Annotated in this window: 13 protein-coding genes; 3 read left to right on the top strand and 10 right to left on the bottom strand. The window is 66.0% G+C overall.

All coding sequences use genetic code 11. The features are described from left to right. Window positions 1–24: 24 nt before the first annotated feature. Both ACLL97_RS10030 and ACLL97_RS10025 read right to left on the bottom strand, forming a co-directional pair. Window positions 25–411 carry a PIN domain-containing protein gene (locus tag ACLL97_RS10030; RefSeq protein ID WP_411280330.1) on the bottom strand — a complete coding sequence of 129 codons (387 nt, stop codon included), beginning with the start codon at window positions 409–411 and terminating at the stop codon, window positions 25–27. Continuing rightward, window positions 408–644, bottom strand: coding sequence for an AbrB/MazE/SpoVT family DNA-binding domain-containing protein (locus ACLL97_RS10025; protein ID WP_411280329.1), 237 nt, complete (start codon window positions 642–644; stop codon window positions 408–410). Before ACLL97_RS10025 ends, ACLL97_RS10030 begins: the two co-directional genes overlap by 4 nt. A gap of 84 nt (window positions 645–728) precedes the next feature. Between ACLL97_RS10025 and ACLL97_RS10020 the strand changes: the two genes are divergently transcribed. After that, window positions 729–1,232: a YdeI/OmpD-associated family protein gene (locus tag ACLL97_RS10020; RefSeq protein ID WP_411280328.1), complete on the top strand. Its 504-nt coding sequence runs from the start codon at window positions 729–731 to the stop codon at window positions 1,230–1,232. On the opposite strand, the gene ACLL97_RS10015 is transcribed toward ACLL97_RS10020, so the two are convergent. Continuing rightward, window positions 1,233–1,844 (bottom strand): hypothetical protein, encoded by a 612-nt coding sequence (locus ACLL97_RS10015; protein WP_411280327.1) that lies wholly within the window; start codon window positions 1,842–1,844, stop codon window positions 1,233–1,235. A gap of 514 nt (window positions 1,845–2,358) precedes the next feature. Next, window positions 2,359–3,381, bottom strand: coding sequence for a class 1 fructose-bisphosphatase (locus ACLL97_RS10010; RefSeq protein WP_411280326.1), 1,023 nt, complete (start codon window positions 3,379–3,381; stop codon window positions 2,359–2,361). 94 nt (window positions 3,382–3,475) lie between these two features. On the opposite strand from ACLL97_RS10010, the gene ACLL97_RS10005 reads away from it, so the two are divergent. Continuing rightward, window positions 3,476–3,940, top strand: coding sequence for a hypothetical protein (locus tag ACLL97_RS10005; protein WP_411280325.1), 465 nt, complete (start codon window positions 3,476–3,478; stop codon window positions 3,938–3,940). A 29-nt stretch (window positions 3,941–3,969) separates the two neighbouring features. Here the strand turns inward: ACLL97_RS10005 and ilvD are convergent, their stop codons facing one another. The 3 genes from ilvD to ACLL97_RS09990 are packed head-to-tail and all read right to left on the bottom strand — an operon-like array spanning window position 3,970 to window position 7,383. Beyond that, window positions 3,970–5,673, bottom strand: coding sequence for a dihydroxy-acid dehydratase (gene ilvD, locus ACLL97_RS10000; RefSeq protein ID WP_411280324.1), 1,704 nt, complete (start codon window positions 5,671–5,673; stop codon window positions 3,970–3,972). Next, window positions 5,670–6,614 carry an NAD(P)-dependent oxidoreductase gene (locus ACLL97_RS09995; protein WP_411280323.1) on the bottom strand — a complete coding sequence of 315 codons (945 nt, stop codon included), beginning with the start codon at window positions 6,612–6,614 and terminating at the stop codon, window positions 5,670–5,672. Before ACLL97_RS09995 ends, ilvD begins: the two co-directional genes overlap by 4 nt. Continuing rightward, complete coding sequence (locus ACLL97_RS09990; protein ID WP_411280322.1) at window positions 6,607–7,383, bottom strand: SDR family NAD(P)-dependent oxidoreductase; 777 nt, start codon at window positions 7,381–7,383, stop codon at window positions 6,607–6,609. The genes ACLL97_RS09995 and ACLL97_RS09990 overlap by 8 nt, the downstream gene beginning before the upstream one ends. A 124-nt stretch (window positions 7,384–7,507) precedes the next feature. Here ACLL97_RS09990 and ACLL97_RS09985 point away from each other — a divergent pair, with 124 nt between their 5' ends. Next, complete coding sequence (locus ACLL97_RS09985) at window positions 7,508–8,707, top strand: hypothetical protein (protein WP_411280321.1); 1,200 nt, start codon at window positions 7,508–7,510, stop codon at window positions 8,705–8,707. Window positions 8,708–8,804: 97 nt separating this feature from the next. Here the strand turns inward: ACLL97_RS09985 and ACLL97_RS09980 are convergent, their stop codons facing one another. The 3 genes from ACLL97_RS09980 to ACLL97_RS09970 are packed head-to-tail and all read right to left on the bottom strand — an operon-like array spanning window position 8,805 to window position 14,133. Further along, window positions 8,805–9,914 (bottom strand): proton-conducting transporter membrane subunit, encoded by a 1,110-nt coding sequence (locus tag ACLL97_RS09980; protein ID WP_411280320.1) that lies wholly within the window; start codon window positions 9,912–9,914, stop codon window positions 8,805–8,807. Then, a complete protein-coding gene (locus ACLL97_RS09975) occupies window positions 9,911–11,224 on the bottom strand; it encodes a proton-conducting transporter membrane subunit (RefSeq protein ID WP_411280319.1) in 1,314 nt (437 codons plus the stop codon). Before ACLL97_RS09975 ends, ACLL97_RS09980 begins: the two co-directional genes overlap by 4 nt. After that, complete coding sequence (locus ACLL97_RS09970; protein WP_411280318.1) at window positions 11,221–14,133, bottom strand: DUF2309 domain-containing protein; 2,913 nt, start codon at window positions 14,131–14,133, stop codon at window positions 11,221–11,223. The genes ACLL97_RS09975 and ACLL97_RS09970 overlap by 4 nt, the downstream gene beginning before the upstream one ends. Between the last annotated feature and the right edge of the window lie 2 nt (window positions 14,134–14,135).

Genomic DNA, 14,135 nt, shown 5'->3' with positions numbered 1-14,135 from the left:
GAGTTGAGCGCGCCGCATGCTACGCTATGTGAGCAATGTCATCCCCGCGCGCTTGTCGAACGTGACGGTCTTGTCGCAGCCGGCGGCTTCCGCGCAACGGTGAATCAGGCAATCGGCGAAGTCGGCGCGGCTCGACTCGAAATGCCTGAGTGCCTGCCACACCACCTCAGCGTTCTGCACGACCAGCTGACGGATACTCAAAATGCGCCTGACGATCTCCGCGACCTCGGCTCGAGACGCGCCATAGCTACTTTCGCTTACCCAGACGACTTCGGCGAGCACGACCAACCCGACAAAGCCGGGATTGTCTGCGGTGCAATGTGTTTCGATCAACGCGGTCGCACGAGCCGCCTGCGCTTGGTCATCCTGCGCCAGATACCGGACCAGCACGTTGGAATCGAGACCGATCACCGACTGCCGCCTCGTGCACGGATCGCGGCATTCATCTCGCTGATGCCGACCGGTTTTGCCGGTTTGCGCAGCAGCCCTTTCAGCACGCGTACGTCTTCGCTGGCCGGCTTGATGGCGAAACCACCATCCACTTCGACGAACTCCACCCGATCTCCCGACTCGAGTCCAAGTCGCCGCCGGACATCGGCCGGAATGGTGATCTGTCCTTTGGACGTGACGGTCGCAGTGCTCATGGATCCTCCATTGCCTTACACTAAAGTAAGGAGCCACCCCTTCGCAAGGTTGCGAGCGGCCAGCGAACGCCCTATCCTGCGTCGATGACGCCCGCTCCCGCCGTCGGCCGACAGCTGTCGTTTCACGCCAGTTTGGAAAACTGGGCCGAAGGCATGGACTATTGCGCCGTTCTGGTGCCGGCGGAGATCACCGACGCGTTGGCAACGAAGGGCCCGGTGTTGGTCATGGCGCAGGTGAACGACTCCGAGCCTTTTCAGGTGAGTCTGTTTCCGGTGGGGGGAGGTCAGCATTACATCCGCATCAAGGCCAAGGTTCGCCAGGAGACGAACACCAAGACCGGCGATCGGGTCCGCGTCCGATTTACCGTGCTTGATCGTGCACAGGTGACGATCCCCGACGACCTGAGGACCGCGCTGCATGCCGAGGGCATGACGGACGACTTCAAGGCGCTGCCGCCCGGCAGACAAAACTTCATCGTCCGACGGATCGACGAGGCGGTCAAGCCGGAAACGCGCGAAAAGAGAGTACAAGAGGCAGTCGACGCCGCGCACGAACGCCGTGAAAGGCGACTCGACTCGCCTGCGTAGTCAGCTCGTCGCAGTGCGGTCGGCGGCGTCCTGCCGACGCTGCGCTTCATGCCAATCCACGATCGGCGCCACCTCCCGATCCTCGAGGGCGAGACTAGACAGCGCGCGCTCGATCACCGGGGCGCCGACCTCCGGGGGTAACGCGTAACCGAACGCCAGCTCCGCGCGTCGACACAGACGCTCCTCGCGCGGCAGTTCCGCTTCCGTGCGGTACACACCCATGGCGTGCACCCGCGCATGCACGCCCTCGTGCAGAATCGACGATGCGACCGGTGCGGCACTGATGTCGCGACGCGAAAGAAACGTGAGTTCGGTGATGATCACATTCTCCCCCGGCATAAAGGCACCGCGGCAGGCGAACCGTTCCACGCGGATGCCGCGAATATCACGCCGCAGATGAGTGAGCCGCCACGGCTGATACGTGCCGATGAGCGCCAGTGCTTCGTCGAGGCGCGCCAGCACATCGGCGGTGGCAATGTCGGCGCGAGTATTGATCACCTCGACCGGCACGCCGTGCAGCGTGGTGCGTACGGACTCCGGTGCACGCGTACCATCGGTGGTAGCAACCTGTGGTTGAAACATCGCGGCGAGTCGCTCGAGAAATCCGGACATGATGACAGAGTGCGAGGGTAGTGCGATCGAGGGTCAACGCGAAACAGCAACAGCAACAGCAACAGCAAGATCACGGAGATCACGGATCAACGGATAGGGCACGGGAAAGCTGAACCGCGACAAGCCTCGAGTGGAGCATCCGGATTTCGGGTGGGTGAATTCCGTCGTCGCCCACCGAGCCGAGCCGAACTGAACCTCCACCAGCCTCGCCGCGGATGCACGCGGACCCGACGCGGATTGGGGCCGCGCGAGACGACGGAAGTGGGCGTGTGGGGGGTCTCGGGTGGGTCGGTGATCCGCGTGGCGTCCACGTCAATCCGCGACAAGGCGGTTCAGCGGCGTGGCAGCCGAGATTTACCCACACAAACCCCAAAGAACCCTCTATTTTTCGCTGTTCTTCGCGTGAACGCTGTTGCTGTTGCCGTTGTTGTTGTTGTTGTTGTTTCCGTTGCCGTTGCCGTTGCTGTTTCCGTTGCCGTTGCCGTTGCCGTTGCTCTCGCTCTTGCCATCACAGCTACGCGTCCGGCGGTTCCCGGTGATACTGCTCGATCCGCAGCACTTCCTCGCTCGAGCCGAACACAAAGCCGATCCGCTGATGCGGCCCGGTGGGAAGCACCTCCATGGCACGATTGTAGCCGGTGCTGGCCATGCCACCGGCCTGCTCGATCAGGAAGGCGATCGGGTTCGCTTCGTACAGCAGGCGCAGCCGACCGTGCCGAGTGTGATCCTTACTGTCGCGTGGATACAAGAACACCCCACCGCGCATGAGAATGCGGTGCGTTTCGGCCACCAGCGACGCAATCCAGCGCATGTTGAAGTCGAAGCCACGTGGGCCCGCTATGCCGGCCAGGCACTCGTCGACATATCGCTTTACAGCCGGCTCCCAGAAGCGGCTGTTCGACGCGTTGATCGCGAACTCGCGCGCCGACGGGCCGACCCGGAGATTGGCGTGGCTGAGCACCCATTCGCTGAGCGACGGATCGAGCGTGAAGGCATGCGTGCCGCGGCCGAGCGTGAGCACCAGCATCGTGCTCGGCCCGTACAGCGCGTAACCGGCGCAGACCTGGGCCGTGCCGGGCTGGAGAAAGTCGTTGACCTTGGCGTGGACGCCGGCGTTGGGCGCGCGCAGTACCGAGAAGATGCTGCCCACTGACATGTTGACGTCGATGTTCGACGATCCATCCAGCGGATCGAAAAGCAGCAGATACTTGCCGCGCGGATAGTGCGACGGAATGGCGTACGGCTGCTCGAGTTCCTCCGACACCATACCGGCGAGATGCCCGCCCCATTCCGTGGCGCGAAGAAAGATCTCGTTGCTGGCGAGATCGAGCGGCGTCTGCTCCTCACCGTGCACGTTGTGCGAGCCGGCGCCCCCCCTCTCCCCCTGCAACGCGCCATGCGCGACGCGCCGTGCGATCGCTTTGCAGGCGAGCGCGATGTCCGTCACCAACGAATCGAAGTCGCCGGTGGCGTCGGGTGCGCGACGGCGCTCCTCGATCAGAAACTGGGCAAGCGTGGCGCGTCCGGCAGTGGGCATGCGTTTCGGATCTCCTTTAAAGGGTGCAGCCCTTATCTTACATCGGCCACCGTGGCCTGCGCATTCGGTTAACCGGGCCCTATCGTCCCCACTCATGATCCTTACCCTGCTACTGCTCACGCTCGGCCGGCCAGCGGCTCTCGCTGACACGTCGCATTGTGCGGCCGCCGCGCGCTTCTTGCGCAACGAGCGGCACATGCTGGCCGAGGTCGAGGTCGACACCATCGACGATTGGCGCTCGAAGAAGCGAATTGCCGGATGCCGGATTACCGCCGCCGGCGGCACGGCGCTGGGTGTCAACAAGGAAGCGGTGTACTTCTACGAGTTGCTGCGCGCCGCGAAGTGGGTCCGCACGCCGGAGCCGCGAGACTCTCCGAACGAGGGGTCACTGCGCTTTCGCTGGGAGCAGGCGGACTGTTTGTTCAATATCAACGCCGAGGCACTGCTGGGAACCGACGCTGAGCAACGGGTGAACGACCAGCTGCAGCTGCCCACCGGGCAGACGCGTTATCAGATCTTCGTGATGTGCATGTCCGCCATGCCAGCGGCGCCGCGGTAGCGGGGTTGCAGACGTCGATCCGGCGACGCTCACCCGTCCGCCCGCCACTCCACCGCACCTGAGTGCGTCACCGCACCTTGGCTTGCCGGGCCTACCAATCGGACATACTTCTCCAGCACACCGCCCAGCCTCGGCGGGGGCACCACCGGCAGCGCGGCCAGGCGTGACGACAGCTCCGCGTCGCTGAGCTCAACTGATATGCGGCGCGCCTCAGGGCGCCCATCGATCGAAATGATATCTCCGTCACGCACCAGGGCGATCGGGCCTCTGTCGGCCGCTTCCGGCCCCGCATGGCCTATGCAGAGGCCGCGGGTGGCACCGCTGAAGCGGCCGTCGGTGAGCAGGGCGACGTCAGCGCCCATACCCTGCCCGTAGATCAACGCCGTGATGCCCAACATTTCGCGCATGCCCGGACCGCCGCGCGGACCCTCATTGCGGATCACGATCACATCGCCGCGCGCGTAGCGCCGGTCGCGTACCGCCGCCTGCGCCTGCTCCTCACACTCAAACACCCGCGCCGGGCCTCGATGCACGAGGGTGGTCAGTCCCGCGGTTTTGAGCAGGGCGCCATCGGGGCAGAGGTTGCCGGTGAGCATGGTCACGCCACCATCGGCCGAACGGGCGTTCTGCACCGTACGCACCACTTCGCCGTCGGGAAGCGCCGCGCTATCGAGTTCCTGTGCCAGCGTGCGGCCAGTGTAGGTCAGGCAGTGGCCGACCAGTACGCCCGCCTCGAGCAGCGCGCGCATCACCACACCGGCGCCGCCCACGTGGTACAGGTCGCGCGCCAGGAAGCGGCCGCCCGGTTGCAGGTCGGCGATCAGCGGCGTGCGTGCAAACACGGCGGCCACGTCGTCAAGGTGAAAGCGAATCCCAGCTTCGTGGGCGATCGCCGGCAGATGCAGCGCCGCGTTGGTGGAGCCGCCCGTCGCCGACACCACCGCGCACGCGTTCTCGAGCGACTCGCGGGTGACGATGTCGCGCGGCAGCGGACCGTCGCCCATCACCGCTTGCATGAGCGCGACACCGGCCCGTCGCATGAGGGGGGCGCGCTCGCTGTACACGGCGGGAATCATGCTCGAGCCGATCGGCGCGAGCCCCAGCGCCTCCGACACCATGCCCATCGTGTTCGCCGTGAACTGTCCCGCGCACGCTCCGGCCGTGGGCAGGCACGAATGCGTAATCTCCTCCAAGTCGGCCGGTGTCGCTTCGTTCGCGAGTACCTTCCCGATCATCTCGTACGTCTCGCCGATGTGGGTATCGCGCCCGCGGAAATGCCCCGGCAGCGCCGCGCCGCCATGCACGAATACGCCGGGCACGTTGCAGCGCACCATGCCCATCATGAGTCCGGGGAGATTCTTGTCGCAACCGCCAATGGCGAAGATGCCGTCCCACTGATGGCCGCGCGTCGAGGCTTCCACACTGTCGGCAATGATCTCGCGCGAGACGAGCGAAAAGCGCATCCCGCGGTGTGCGATCGACAGGCCATCGGACACCGATGCCACCGGACACTCGTGCGGCATGCCGCCGGCCGCATAGATGCCCGTCTTGGCGTGTAACGCCTGATCGCGCAGCAGCATGTTGCACGGGCTCATCTCGCCGCCCGTGTGAAACACGCCGATATGCGGGCGCGCGATTTCGTCGTCGTCCTGACCGAGCGCGTGCAAAAAGGCGCGGGTGGGTGCGCGCAGCATGCCGTCGTGGATGTTCGCCGAGCGGAAGCGCTTCGTCATGAGAGGCCGCCGAACGCGCTACCGGCGTCAGATCGCTCGAGAAAGAGGGTGATGATCCGCGACACGTCAGGATCGGCCCCGATGCTCGCGGTGCGGCTGGCTTCCCGCAGGACCTCCGACGCGCGCGTGGCCATGGGCGAGTAGGCCCCGCACTCACCGGCGAGGCGCACCACTTGGTCGATGTCCTTGCGGAACGTGCCCAGCCCACCGATGCGTGGCGAGTCGACGCCGGCCGCCATGCGTGGTCCAAATATCTGCAACGGCAGCGAGTCGGCGAACCCGCCGGCCAGTGCAGCGGGAAGCCGTGTGGCGTCGAGGCCGGACTTCTTCGCAAACGCCAGCATCTCGGCGACGACCACCACATTGCACGCCACGATCAGCTGATTACAGCTCTTCGCGAGCTGACCGGCGCCGTGGCCGCCCATGTGCGTGACGCGCTGTGACAGCGCGTCGAACACCGGTGCGGCGCGCGCGAGGTCGTCGACGGCGCCACCAGCGAACACGATGAGACGGCCGGCGCGCGCCAGCGGCAGTCCGCCCGATACCGGGGCATCGATCCATCGCGCGCCGCAGGCCCTGGCGAGTGTCTCGGCCATCTCGCGCGTCGTGTCTGGTGCAATACTCGACAAATCGATGACCAGCTGACCGGTGCGCAGCACGGCGTCGAGGCCCTGTTCGCCAAACACGACGTCGTGCACCGCGGCGGTATTGGTGAGGCACAAGCACACGATATCGCACGACGCCGCCAGTGCGCGCGGCGACTCGGAGAGCGTGGCGCCGTGCTCCACGAGCGGTCTCGCCTTTTCGAGCGTGCGATTCCATACTGTCACCGACAACCCGCACTCCAGCAGCCGCTGCACCATCGGCGTGCCGATGAGCCCCGTGCCGATGAAGCCGATACGCGGTCGCGCGGCCGCGTCGAGCGCTGACCCGTCAAGCATAGAGGTGCAGTCCGTTGTCCATGCGAATCACTTCGCCGGTCATGCCGGGGGCGCCGGCCACCAAAAAGTACGCGAGCTCGGCCACTTCGTTCACCTCGAGCAACCTCGGCAATGCTTGCGTGACGAGATACTTCGCTTCCACCGCCTTCAGCTGCTCGCCGTCGAGCACGCGGCTGGGTAGGCCACCAGTCACGTAGCCGGGCGCGATCGCGTTCACGCGAATATGCGGCGCGAGCGCACGGGCCAGCGACAGCGTGAGCGTACTCACGGCCCCCTTCGAGGCGGCATAGGCCACGCTCGAGCCGAGTCCGGCGGTGCCGGCGATACTGGAGAGGTTCACCACCGCGCCACGACCCGACTCGCGCAGCAGTTCGCGACAGGCGCGGATCATGCGAAAGGTGCCGATGAGATTCACGTCGTACGTACGGGCAAACTCGCTCTCGTGCAGCGCGTCGAGGTCGGCGTGCGGAATGAATCGGGTGGTGCCGGCGCAGTTCACCAGCGCATCGATGCGCCCGAAGCACTTGCGCATGCTGGCCGCAGCGGCGTGGCAGCTCTCGTCGCTCGTGACGTTGAGCAGCACTACCTCGGCCCGTGCCCCCAGACCCATGCAGTCGGCCGCCACCACGTCGGCGGCAGCACGGCTGTCGTCGTCGAGCGAACAGATGCCGACGTTCCAGCCGTGGCCGGCGAACGTGCGGGCGCAGGCGGCGCCGATACCGGTGGCCGCACCGGTGATGAGGCAGACGGGTCTTGCGGGGGAGGTCATAGGGGAGAGCTTACCGGTGGGGAGGGGAATCGTCCACTCACCCGGCCGGCAAAATCTTGGGGGGTCGTTCATGCGGCGTACGTTTCGTTCGGGACTGCAAGCGGGATGTGTCGGCGCCATCGCCATGGCAACCATGTCGGCCTTCACGCAGCCACCACGTCCTGCGTCATACTTGTACGTCTGGACGGGGGATGCCGACACCACCAGCTCCGATTTTCTGGCGGTGATCGACGTCCGTCGAGGATCGGCCACCTACGCGCAAGTGATCTCTACGGTGCCAGTTGGCGCGAAGGGCACCGGGCCGCACCACACCGAACATCAAGTGGAGCGCGACGGTATCCTGTTTGCCAACGGCTTCGGCGCGGGGCGCACCTTCCGTTTCGACGTGAATCAGGCGGCGTCACCCAAGTTGCTCGGCTCGTTCACCACCGTCGGCGACTACAGCTTCCCGCATTCGTTCGTACAACTGGCCGGCGGGCATCGGCTGGGCACCTTTCAGGGACACGGCCGCTCGAACACTCCACCGGGCGGTTTGGTGGAGCTTGATCGGCAAGGACGGCTGGTGCGTGCCTCGAGTGCCCGCTCGTCGGGGTTCGACACGCTCGATATGCGCCCGTACAGTCTGGCGGTGTTGCCGGCCATCGATCGCGTGGTGTCCACCAGCACCGACATGCTGGCCGATCATGGGGCGCATCTGCAGATCTGGCGGCTCTCCGATCTCGCGTTGCTGCACACGATTCCGCTGCCGAAAACCAACGGTGGCGACGGGCACCCGCACGAGGGCGCGCCAACCGGGAAGTACAACGAGCAGCACCATCTTTTCCCTGGTGAACCGCGCCCGCTGGTCGACGGGAAGACGGTGCTGCTGGCCACGTTCACCTGTGGCTTCTACCGGGTGAGTGCGATCGACTCGCCGGCGCCTCAGATTGATTTCGTGAAGGCGTTCGGAGGCTTGGACTGTGCCGTGCCGGTGCTGGTGGGCACTCGGTGGGTGCAGACGATTCCCGACGAGCATGCGGTGGTCACGCTCGACGTGAGTGACGCGATGCATCCGCGTGAACTCGCGCGCGTCACTTTCGACAGCACCTTCCGTCCGCACTGGATGGCCTATGACGCCCCGTCGGGGCGGCTGGTCGTGAACGATGGCGACAAGCAGTTGCAGTTGGTGACCATGAACGCCACCACTGGTGCGTTGGCCATCGACTCGGCGTTCCGAGATCGCGGTGCGACGCAACCCGGCGTGCGATTTGACCGTGCCACGTGGCCGCACGGTGCGACGGGACCGGCGCGCGCCCACGGCAGCGTGTTCTCCCGAGGGCGATAGTGCGTGCGAATCCGCACCTGCGGCATGGATAGGCGACGGCCAACGGCGCCGCTTGCCCGACGTGGAGCAGGGGACCGGACCGCGGGTGATCCTGCCGTTACGTCGGCGGCGTCACACTCAGAAACGCATCAGCCGGCGTCAGTAGGACGCCCGGCATGAAGCCAAGCACCAGGAGCAGGACCAGCAGCGTGACCGCGACGACACGTTCGCGGGTGAGCAGATCGGGTGCGATTGACAGGGTGCCGCGACCGAGGAACGTCTTCGCATAGCCGGTGAGGGTGGAGACGGCGAGGAACGCGCTGGCGAGAATGATCGCGACGGTGCTGAACGGACTCACCATCCAGAGCGTGTGCAGCAGCAGGTCGTCGGCCACGAAGCCGGCCATACCCGGCAAGCCTACGCCGGCGCCCCCGAACAACGCGAAAGCGGCCGCCAACACCGGAAACGCCACCACGCGTCCACCGGGGCCGCTGAATGACACGGGACCGACGCGCGATTCGAGGGCGCTGGTCATGATGCCGATGCCGCCAAGGGCGAGCCCCATCGTCACTGTGACGAGCAGTGCGGCGGCAAATCCGCCGTAACTAGCGGTGCCGAGGGCGGCGAGGACCATGCCACCGTGCATGGTGGTGGTACCGCGATAGAAGCCGCGTAGATCTTTCTGCACGAGCGTGATCAGCGCTGCCACAAGGGCCGCGATCGCACCGCCACGAATCAACCAGGGCGCCAGGAGGATCGCCGCCGCGTGATGGTCCACGAAGCGCAGATGCACGAAGACGAGCGTGATGGCCGACGCCAGCTGCTGCGTCTGCACCACCGGCGCCCGATCGCACAACTGCGCCACGCCCACGTGCATCGGCATCACGCCGGTGCGCATCGCGATGGCGAGGCAGGACAACACCAGTGCGACGGTGAGATGGCCCAGATGCACACTCACCGCCGCGGCGGCGGTGAGTCCACCCGTGGTCAGCAGCATCAGGGCGCCGGTGCGTGTGAGATGCCACGCACCGGCCGCGTGAATGAGCGCGCTGACGGCCACCGCGGCATAGGCGATCGCGCCGTGTCCCGAAAAGAAGGCAATCGCTTGCAGGCAGATCATGAGAAACAGCGGCAGCAGCTGTCGCCGGCCCTGCTGGGCGAGCACCGGCGCGGCCAGCAGCACCGTACAAAACAGCAGTGCCTCCCAGGGGGCCGAGAAAAAGGTCATGGTTCGGTGCCCGCATCGATCGAGAGCGCGCGCCGGAAGCGCTGGTCGGCGCGGTCGAGCAGACGGGCCATGGCGACAATCGGCGCGAGCATGGCGTCCACGAGATCGTCGAGTCGCAAACGATGCAACGACGCCGCATACACCCGCGACGACAGCCTCGGCGACCACTGCTCCAGCCGGCTCGGCCCGCGATGCGCATGCCCCAGCCGGTGACTGTCGTGAATCATGTTCGGAGCCTTGAGGTACTGCCCCAGTCGGAGAAACGCGTGGCAGACAAGGTGCGCGAGCGCCAGCGTGGTCCATCCCAGGCCGATCTCGGCCAGAATCAACCCGACCTGCGCCAGCGTCGCATGGGCCAGCGCACCTTTGGCATCGGTATGCACGCGAACCACCGCGGCCGCGTACACCGCCGTCGACAACCCGACGAGCACCGACATCGTGCGCGCAATAGTTGATACTTCAAGCATCGGCCAGACGCGCAGCAGCAGGAATAGCCCGGCGTGGATCGACACCGCACCGTAAAACAGCGCACTCGACGGCGTGGGGCCTTCCATCGCGCGCGGAAGCCACCCGGAGAACGGAAGCTGCGCCGACTTTCCCATCGCCGATAGCAGGAACAGCAGCGCGATCGCCGTGGACTGCATGGCGGGCAGTGTCGTCGCGCTGCCAAAGGCCGAGAATCGCGCTGAGCCAAGCGCGTCGAACGTCATCACCGTCGCGATCAGCAAGCCGGCGTCGGAGAAACGATAGGTGGCGAAGGCGCGCACCGCCGACCGCACGGGCTCGTCGCGTTCGTGGAAGAAACCAATGAAGAAAGCCGACGAAATGCCGATCAGCTCCCATCCCGCGAAGAACAGCTCCAAGGCACCCGCCAGCGCCACCAGCTGCGTACCGGTCGCAAAGAGTCCGAGCAGCGTAAAGAAGCGCGTGAAGCCCGGCTCTTTGTGCAAATAGGTGCGAGAGAAGCGCGCCACGAGAGCGGTGAGCACCGAGGCAAACAGCGCGATCGTGATCGAAATGCGATCCACCAGCAACACCGCAGGAATACGGAAGTCGCGGAGGCGCAGCCAGTCGCCGAACTCGATGTCCCCCGTGACCGGCGCGCCGATCAGGCCGAGGTAGCCCGCCAGCACCACGGCACCGGCGCCGATAGACACGAGGAGTCCGGTGTGCACCACCGCGGTCACCATTCGCTCCGACGTTGGGCGCGGCCAGAGCAGGACCCGCACACCGATGATGAACACACTGAGGAGCGGCGCCAAAATCGCGAGCGCGAGTGCGGCGCGGACGATGGACAGCGAGTCGGTCATGTCGGTTGGTGGAGACGGGGACCAACGGCCGACACGGGCAACGCACTGCGCACGAGGGCCGGCGGAAGATGCGTGCGGCTCTGCATGTGCCACTCTGGAGAGCGTTCCACGACCGGCAGCAGCATCGGTTGCGGCTCGTACGGCACGAACCCGCCGTCCTGAAAGAGCGACATGACGCCGGTGTCGGGGTGCACCGCGACCAGCTGGATCCACTGCTTCGTCACCAGCTCGGCCACCTCGGCTTGGCGTGACGCCACAGCCAGCAGTGACTCCGGCGAGGCGTCGACGATCAGCAGCAAACGCATCGGCTCGTGGATCTCGACCATCTGCCGCGGGAGTCCGGTGCGGAGATCGCTCTGATGTCCGTTCATCACGCCGATGAGCCCCGTCACGTTGTGCGGCAGCTTCGTACCACAGCCGAATGTTTCGTTGTCCACCGACGAGAAATAGTACTCGAGACTGATGCCCGCGCCCACCGGACCGACGGCCGCAAGAATACGCTCGAGCACCTTGTCGTTGTCGTCGACGCCCGGATCGTAGCTCACCAGGAAGGCGCGGCGATCGAGGTGCAGTCCGCGTGTGAGCCGTCGCCGACCCACGATGCAGATGGCGTTCGTGCAGTGCCCGTACTCGGGCCGCGGCTGCGCAAGGTGCGACGAGCGCGCTTCCACATGGAGCAGCGCGGCCTCGGGGGTGAGATCGAGCGGTGCATCATCGAACCGTCGGCTGCGTTCGAGTGCATCCTCTCGGCGCGCAATTTCGAGGGCGCCAAAGACTTCTTCGAACGACGTAACGAGCGATGGTGGCAGCGTCTCGAGATCGTAGTAGCGCACGCTGTCGCTGGCCGTGTCGTGCAACGCGCCCACGAACCAGGTGTCGGTGGGAATGGTGATACCACGACGCCGCACACCGTCACGCACATCGGGGCGATTCGCCATGTCGGCGAAGACGCGTGCATTCGCACCACCACGACGCCCGCCGCACGCGCCGCAGTCGTGTGCCGACTCGTGCGGGTTGTTCAGGCTGGTGGAGCCGTGCCCAAGGAACACCACGATTGGCGCGAAGTCCCGCACCAGTCCGAGGTTGGTGAGCACCGCGGTCACTCGGTCGATCGATTCGTCGAGCGAGAAGCCAATCGGCTTACCGCCGTCGACAATGCGCGCACTGTCGTCCACGCGGAACGCAGAAAGCCGTGTGGTCGGTACTGGCGCGAGTCGCGACACCAGTCGCTGGCCCCATTGCAGCGACGAGCGCGGCGCGGCCACGCGGGCCAATGTCTTGAGACCGGACAGCGGACCCAGCAGAAACGACAGTCCGGCGCCGCCGCTGAGCGTGCGCGACGCCACCGCCGCACGGCGCTCCCAACCCAGCCAGCGATCGCGAACACGTTGGCGCACTTCGTGCCGGCCAAGCGCGGTGTACACCGGCTGTTCGTGTACCTCGTGCGCCGGAGTGACCACCACGGGACAGTGCGCCGCCACCGCGTGGTCGTCGAGCCCCATGTAGTCGATCGCGACGCCGAAAAAGCCAGCCGTGCCGAACGTGATGTACGCCGGATGTTGCTCTTCGAGCGCCCGACGGATCGACTCTTCGCGCTCGTCGATACAGAATACAAATTGGCCGCGAGGGCGCTCGGTCGTCGGCGCATCGTTCGGCAGGGCACGACGCGCGGCAACCGCGTCGAGGATCACCGTACGGTAGGAACGCTCGTAGGCGTCCTGAAAGATCTGACGGCGCGCGAGGTCGGTGCAGGCCACGCATTCGGCCCACAGCGTCGCGAGAGCCGTGTCGCTGAGCGCGCGTACGGCGGCGGCGTCGAGATGTGCCGCGCCGGCCAGGGTGAACAGCAGCGACGCATCGAGCACTGCATCGCGCGTGGGCAGCGGCGGGGATATCCGCTGCAATGCAGCCCAAGCGGGCGGCAATTCCGCCGCCGCACAGGCGCGCTGGACGGCACGATGTTCGAGCAACAGTCGCACGGCCAAAAACTCTTCGAGCGCGACCGCCGCCCCATCGGAATGTTCTTCCGGATGTCGTTGCAGGCGCGCAAACATTCCGGTCCAACCGGGCAGGGCAAGCGCCGTGGCCAACAGAAACGGCTCGATGGCCTGACCTTCCACCCCCAAAGCGCCAAGCAGGCGGCGAATCACCGCGTCTGGTGCCTCGTTGGCCGCGAACACCGCGCGCATGTCGACGTCGACGCCGCGACAGGCACGCGGAGCGGACCCGCCATCGGCGTACCCTTGAGAAACGGCACGCAGAAAGCCCTTCTCGCGATAGGGCGCGCTGACCTGCGCCTGCCCTTGATCGAGAAACCCCGACGACAAGCGAATCAGTTCGCCGTGCACGGCGACATCGGTGTCGGAATGGCCGAGCGCCACCAGGATGTCCCGATGTCGCCGGAGCCTTCGTGTATCCGGTGGCGCAAGGCGAGGGCCACGCGCTACGCGTTCAATACACGCCGCCCAGCGCGATGGGTCGTAACTCGGCAGGGCTGTTCCTGCTTGAAGCAGATACGTGAGTGCCGCGGCGTCGTCGCTGTCGGCTTCGGTGAGGGTGAGCTGCGCCCACAGTTCGCCGCGCGACAATCCCGACAACACGGCGTCGTGGAACCGCGCACCGAGAAAACGACCGATCTCGTGGCGCACATCCGACTCGGCCACGCGTCCGACCGCGAGCGCCGACCGGAACTCGCGCAAGCTCAGATACGGTCGGGCGCCGAGTGCGGCGGCACCGGTCTGCACGCCTTCGTGAAACGGCAGATGCTGAAAGGCGTGCAGCGTATTGTGGTGAATGAACACCCCGATCGGTCCCTGATCGGGGAGAATCCCGTGTGCCGCGGCGAGCGCGCGCGAAACCGGGTCGGCCTCGTGTGCGTCGGCAGTGCCGTGATGCGCAGAGGCCGACATGA

Origin of the sequence: Gemmatimonas sp., assembly GCF_046594945.1 — a bacterium.
Lineage (GTDB): Bacteria > Gemmatimonadota > Gemmatimonadetes > Gemmatimonadales > Gemmatimonadaceae > Gemmatimonas.
Note: the sequence above shows the minus strand (reverse complement) of the source record. Positions and strands in the feature narration are given on the sequence as shown.